At 62.8% G+C, this 1,954-nt stretch carries 2 protein-coding genes and 1 pseudogene; 1 reads left to right on the top strand and 2 read right to left on the bottom strand.

Features of this window, described 5'->3' with window-relative positions:
* Positions 1–835: sulfotransferase family protein (locus WAN71_RS01560; RefSeq protein WP_422223642.1), on the top strand; the 835-nt coding region annotated here is incomplete at its 5' end.
* A gap of 62 nt (positions 836–897) precedes the next feature.
* Here the strand turns inward: WAN71_RS01560 and WAN71_RS01555 are convergent.
* Both WAN71_RS01555 and WAN71_RS01550 read right to left on the bottom strand, forming a co-directional pair.
* Positions 898–1,365, bottom strand: a complete 468-nt coding sequence (locus tag WAN71_RS01555; RefSeq protein WP_422223641.1) for a hypothetical protein — start codon at positions 1,363–1,365, stop codon at positions 898–900.
* Positions 1,362–1,954, bottom strand: a pseudogene (locus tag WAN71_RS01550) (3-ketosteroid-9-alpha-hydroxylase); the annotation flags it as partial. The pseudogene WAN71_RS01550 and the gene WAN71_RS01555, both read right to left, overlap by 4 nt.

Genomic DNA, 1,954 nt, shown 5'->3' with positions numbered 1-1,954 from the left:
GCATCGGCTGCTCGGCGCCGACCCGGCCGCGCAGGGTCTGCACATGTGGCTGGCCGAATTTCCGCAGCCGCGTCCGCCGCGCGACACCTGGGAATCCCATCCGCTGTATCGCCAGCTCGACGCCCAGTTCACTCAGCACCACGAGGAGAACCCCGGCTACACCGGCCTGCATTTCATGGCTGCATACGAGTTGGAGGAATGCTGGCAGCTGCTGCGACAGTCACTGCACTCGGTGTCCTACGAGACCCTGGCACACCTGCCCAGCTATTCAAAGTGGCTGTCGCAGCAAGACTGGACACCGGCATACCAGCGGCACCGCAAGAACCTTCAGCTGATCGGGCTCAACGATGCGGACAAGCGGTGGGTACTGAAGAACCCCAGTCATCTGTTCGCGTTGGACGCGCTGATGTCGGCCTATCCCGACGCGCTCGTGATCCAGACCCATCGGCCGGTCGAGACGATCATGGCCTCGATGTGCTCGCTGGCGCAGCACACTGCCGAAGAGTGGTCGACGGCCTTTGCTGGCGCTCAAATCGGCGCTGACGCAATGGAAACCTGGTCACGTGGTCTGGAGCGGTTCAACACTGCGCGCGCGAAATATGATTCGGCTCAGTTTTACGACGTCGATTACCGCGCATTGATCGCCGATCCGATCGGCACAGTGGCCGACGTCTACCGCCATTTCGATATCCCGCTGACCGACGAGGCCCGGCAGGCCATGGAAAAGAGCCATGCCGAAAGCCAATCCGGCGAACGTGCGCCCAAGCACACCTACTCACTGGCCGACTACGGGCTGACCGCCGAAGAAGTCAAGGAGCGTTTCGCCGGGCTCTGACTGAGCTCGATTGCCCGACTCCTCAGCGGTTCGCTTCGCGAACCGCATCGTCGTCGCGCTGGTTAGCCGTCGCCGGCGGGCGGGGCGGCGGACTCCGCCTCCAAACAACCTTCGGCAACGGCGTGTTCGATGCTGTCGGCGAGCTTCGGGCAAGACCGGGTGCGTGCGCTGTGCTCACCGGAAGCGCGTAGTTCGGCGAAATAGGCGCAGCGCTGCGACGCTTCGCTGTTCCACTGCACCGCGGTGTGCCCCGGTCCCATCCGTTTGACGTTGACCGTGGCATGGCAGAACCGGCAGTCCACCGGCTGCAGACCCGACGTCAGGTAACGCGTGCGATCGGCCTGGGTGGCCTCACGCACCGCCGCCGCGCGTTTCGGATCATCAGCGAAAGCCGGTGCCTTAGACCAAGATCCGCTGCGCCGCCCACGAGCAGCCGGTGCCGGCTCGTCATGGCTGTCGTGATCACCATGAAGCATCAGCATCGACCGAGCCAGCCGATCGACGTCGGGCGGCTCCTCGCGCGGAGTCATGTCGCTGGCTGCTCCGCCTTTTGGTCAGCACGCCGTTGTAAATTCGCCTCGACCTCGACATGCCACTTCTCGTTGGCGATGGTGGTGTCCACCTCAATCTCGAAGCGGTCGGTCATGTCCGGCGTGACGTCGGCGACGTCGACGTAGAACTGCTGATACCACCGTCGCATCTGGTAGACGGCGCCGTCCTCCTCGACCAACAGCGGATTGTCGATGCGGGTCTTGTGCTTCCAGATCTCCACGTCCTGGAGGAAGCCCTTGCTGACACCCTCGGTGAAGACTTTGGACAGCTTCTCCGTCATCGCTTCGTCCATGCCCTTGGGCTTTTCGACGATGACACCCCACTGCAGCACGAACGAATCCTGGGCCACCGGGTAGTGGCAGTTGATCAGGATCGACTCGGCCTTGTAGTCGCCGTACTTGTTGTGCAGCCAGTTGATCATGAACGACGGGCCGAAGTAGGACGCCTCCGAATCCAGGTGCGCCTCACCGTATGAGGTACCCAGATCGTCGACGTCGGGTCGCCCGACATTGTGCAAATACTGCGAGGCGACGTGGCCCTCGAAGACATTCTTGAAGTACGTCGGGA

The organism is Mycobacterium sp. (assembly GCF_049280035.1).
GTDB lineage: Bacteria > Actinomycetota > Actinomycetes > Mycobacteriales > Mycobacteriaceae > Mycobacterium.
The sequence above is the reverse complement of the archived record's forward strand: the minus strand, read 5'-3'. Positions and strand labels throughout refer to the sequence as shown.

Coding starts and splice junctions, on each gene's coding strand:
- WAN71_RS01555 (WP_422223641.1), bottom strand. CDS start 1,365: ATGACTCCGCGCGAGGAGCCGCCCGACGTCGATCGGCTGGCTCGGTCG.